The sequence below is a fragment of the Endozoicomonas sp. SESOKO3 genome (assembly GCF_024606255.1).
Window position 1 is genome coordinate 1 of record NZ_JAHHPR010000735.1, and the last position, 3,428, is coordinate 3,428.

Genomic DNA, 3,428 nt, shown 5'->3' on the forward strand with positions numbered 1-3,428 from the left:
CATCCAGAGTGATCAGACGGTTTTTTTGGGCATCGAAGTAGAGGGTAAAGGCGCCTCCGCCAATACCGGACGACTGCGGCTCAACCAGAGTCAGCACCAGTTGAACAGCAATCGCCGCATCTGCTGCCGAACCGCCTCTTTTGAGGACTTCGTCACCTGCCTGAACAGCCAGCGGATTGGCCGCCACCACCATATGTTTGCTGGCTTTTACCAGACTCTTTTGTTGAAATCCTGTTGCAGCCTCCGGAGCAAGATCATCACTCATATTCGCGGCCATTGCCTGCACGTTAAAGCAAGCAACTAAAAGACTGGCGGTGATACCGCACCGTCTGAAAACTCCCCCAGACATAGCAAGACTTCCTTTAAATTAATTTTTATCAGGTCGGCCAATGGTTTCAGTGTTAGCTCAAATGTGCAATGGCTTTTGGAGTTGAAGGTTATAAAAAGGTGCTTACCTGACTTCACACTTAAAGAAAATAAAGTGAGGCGTTGTGGATAACCTTTTATAACTTTCAGCACAGAGAGACTTCATGCGCTCTGTCGGTTTTCCTTCTGACAGCTGAGTAACACAGAGACCCACTGAAGCCAGGCTCTCAAACCACTCTGTCAATGAACGACGGTAGAAGCTTACTTCGACAAGATGACCCACCGTATCCCACTCTTCCGTGACCAGCTCTTTTTGAAAGTAGTTGTCTGAAGGTGACACTTCTAAATCCACTACCGGGTGATGGGTAGAAAAAATAAATACGCCTCCCTGTTTCAGCAGGCGCTTAACGTCACCGAACAACAAGCTGACGTCTTCAATGTAATGCACAGTCAGAGGACAAATAATGATGTCATAGCTGGCATCTTTTTCTTGCGGCAGCCCCCGGGAGAGATCCTGCGGATAAGCTTGAACCTTATCACCCAACTTCTCTATGACGATCTCAATCATTTCCTGGGAGACATCAACCGCAGTCACCGATGCACCCTGATTGAGCAAATACTCTGCGTAGACACCCGGCCCACACCCCAGATCAAGAACATTTTTCCCGGCGAGTTCAGGCAACATAGCAATTAAAGACGGACGCTCCAGATTGCCATTGTAAATATTATCGACAATGGCTTTCTCGTAGTCCCTGGCGAACTGCTCGTACATTTTGCTCATCCTTACACCCTCTCAAATGTTTGTTTTCAGTGGTCAAAAGGGTATCAGGAAAAGCCATGCCAACTATCCGAAAAAACACCCATAAATGCTATTCGAACAGGCCATCCATCCAAAGCAGATGCTTAACATCCGCAGCTATTGCCAGAATCCCTACAAGTCACGGCTTTTGTCTTGCAGCAGTCCGCTTCTATGCTGCACTCTTCGAGATTAGAGGCGTTGCAATCCCCTCCCTGTTCACAGCGGCCCAGAAAGGTCTCCCCAGACAGATAAAAGCCTGTGAACTTTTCATCAAAGTCTTCGGCGACACTCTTTTCGGCCAGTCCGGTAGCCAGCAGACTTTTTTGCCATGCTTTAGTTTTGGGATAAAAGGTCAGGAAGTCATAGCCCGTGTTTTCTTGAATGAGATGAGCACGATGCAACACGGCCAGCCACGCCAGATCGACCATGCTTAGTGAATCACTGTTGAAGAATAGGTGCTCACCCAAAACCTTCTCCACTTTGGCAAAGGCACTGGCGAGCTTCCCGGCGCGCTTGATCAGAGTCGGAGCATCCTGACTTCTCTGGGCAGCGCACTGGACCAGATACTGCTTACTGCCCAGGTAGCTCCAGGCGCGATTCAGTGCTTTCTGCTCTGCACTCAAGCCAGGCTGCAATGCGGGATAAGCTTCTTCCAGATATTCAGCGATGGCATCGGATTCAAACAGGGCCACGCCATTCTCAGTGACCAGTACGGGTACCTGGCCGTTTGGAGAAATATCCACAAACCACTGGGGCTTTTCGCTCAGGCTGATGTACTCAATGTCATAGGGAATGCTCTTGGCTTCCAGTATTCCGGTAATACGTTGCACGAATGGGCAGATTTTAAAGCTGATGACTTTCAACATGTTTTATACCTCGATCCAGCGATAGCCAGTCAGACCGGCCTGTTAGTTCGTCGTCGTTTATAAAGACGTGAGGTATGAAAAAAGGACGCAAAAAAATTAATTTTTTCTCTTAAACATGTTTTCTTCGCTGTTGGTTGCTCTCAGCAATCTTCACAGCCGGTTTTTTTAGGCTGGTAGTCGGTCACACCGCCCCGGCCGATTTCAATATCGCAGCAGGCAGTGAAACGTTCTCTCAGCTGAACCCGGCCACGTTGGATTCGGCTCTTGGCACCGGACACTGACAAGCCCAGGGCTACTGCCACCTGTTTTTGGCTCATGCCTTCCAGCTCTGACATCCGCAGGGGAATCCGGTACTTCTCGGGCAGCTCATCCATAATAGGCACCAGACAGCGGGCCAGTTCCTGATGACTCTTTTCTGCATCATCTTCTTCCGCGGCGGCAAGGTCGTCTGGCAACTCATCCCAGGGCTTTTGCTGGCGGTAGTAATCCATGACGGCATTATGGGCAATCCGATATAACCAGCCAGCCACTCTGTCTTCTGATTTCAGTGTCTGAATCTGGCTATGCGCTTTCAGATAGACGTTCTGCAGAATGTCATCCACTGCCGATGGTTCGCTCACTTCACGGGCTATATAGTGTTGCAGCTGAGCTTTATGCTCCTGCCAGTGACTTTGCATAACAGTCAGCTCCTGTTCAAAAGGTTGGTTTTTTATTCGATAACGCTTTGCGTGTCCGGAAAGCTGATAAAAACAAACATTTGCAGGAGCTATCAATAATCTTGGTTCCACTGACCTCAATATTTTGAACTTCCGCTTTAAAGCCGAGTCTAACAGAACGGATCAATTTTGAATGTCCTTCCCAAGCAAGGATAAATACTGAATTTGGAGCCATGGAGGAATCGGGCATGGACCCTGTGAAAAGCAGTTCGAGCATAGACGTAGCACTCTTGCCAATACCTGTGCAAGCTCAACTGGAGGAAGCACCAACGGGTGTCAGTGCAGGTAGGGACGTTACTCCTTATTACAACAATAACGCTCCATTCTTGTATTTGCCCGAATTAACACAGTTAGAGATTGTTCGCTATTTGGGTTTACGAGAGGTTACCCGTTTAGCAAAGGTATGCCGATATTTTCGCGATCTTGTTAAAGACAATAACGCTTTGGGAAGAGCATGGAATCGCCGGTTTCCTTCACCATACCTGGACCAACTAAAGGCCACCCTTAAAACAAAAGATGAGCAACAACTCCGTAATTGGTTGGAGCCGTTTGCTAATAAGGGCACTGTCGAGACACTCATTGAACAACGAAAGAATATTTATTTTCCTCTTCAGTTACTTTTCACCAACAGTCAACTGATGTCTTTATGCAGAAAATTTGAGTTAGTAGAAACACTCAAAA

General features: G+C 47.8%; 5 protein-coding genes. 1 reads left to right on the forward strand and 4 read right to left on the reverse strand.

The window, feature by feature from the left end:
• The 4 genes from KDK18_RS12925 to sigZ form a co-directional block, all read right to left on the reverse strand.
• Positions 1–349 (reverse strand): gamma-glutamyltransferase (locus tag KDK18_RS12925; protein WP_306670935.1); only part of this gene is annotated, 349 nt, incomplete at its 3' end.
• 102 nt (positions 350–451) lie between these two features.
• Positions 452–1,147: a class I SAM-dependent methyltransferase gene (locus tag KDK18_RS12930; RefSeq protein ID WP_257255339.1), complete on the reverse strand. Its 696-nt coding sequence runs from the start codon at positions 1,145–1,147 to the stop codon at positions 452–454.
• Positions 1,148–1,269: 122 nt separating this feature from the next.
• Complete coding sequence (locus KDK18_RS12935; RefSeq protein WP_257255340.1) at positions 1,270–2,031, reverse strand: glutathione S-transferase family protein; 762 nt, start codon at positions 2,029–2,031, stop codon at positions 1,270–1,272.
• 140 nt (positions 2,032–2,171) lie between these two features.
• Positions 2,172–2,708 carry an RNA polymerase sigma factor SigZ gene (gene sigZ / locus KDK18_RS12940; protein WP_257255341.1) on the reverse strand — a complete coding sequence of 179 codons (537 nt, stop codon included), beginning with the start codon at positions 2,706–2,708 and terminating at the stop codon, positions 2,172–2,174.
• A gap of 227 nt (positions 2,709–2,935) precedes the next feature.
• Here sigZ and KDK18_RS12945 point away from each other — a divergent pair.
• The coding region (locus KDK18_RS12945; protein WP_257255342.1) for an F-box protein at positions 2,936–3,428 on the forward strand (493 nt) is incomplete at its 3' end.

Excerpts from the sequence above, each read along its gene's own strand:
- KDK18_RS12930 (WP_257255339.1), bottom strand. The coding sequence starts at position 1,147 with ATGAGCAAAATGTACGAGCAGTTCGCCAGGGACTACGAGAAAGCCATT.
- KDK18_RS12935 (WP_257255340.1), bottom strand. The coding sequence starts at position 2,031 with ATGTTGAAAGTCATCAGCTTTAAAATCTGCCCATTCGTGCAACGTATT.
- sigZ (WP_257255341.1), bottom strand. The coding sequence starts at position 2,708 with ATGCAAAGTCACTGGCAGGAGCATAAAGCTCAGCTGCAACACTATATA.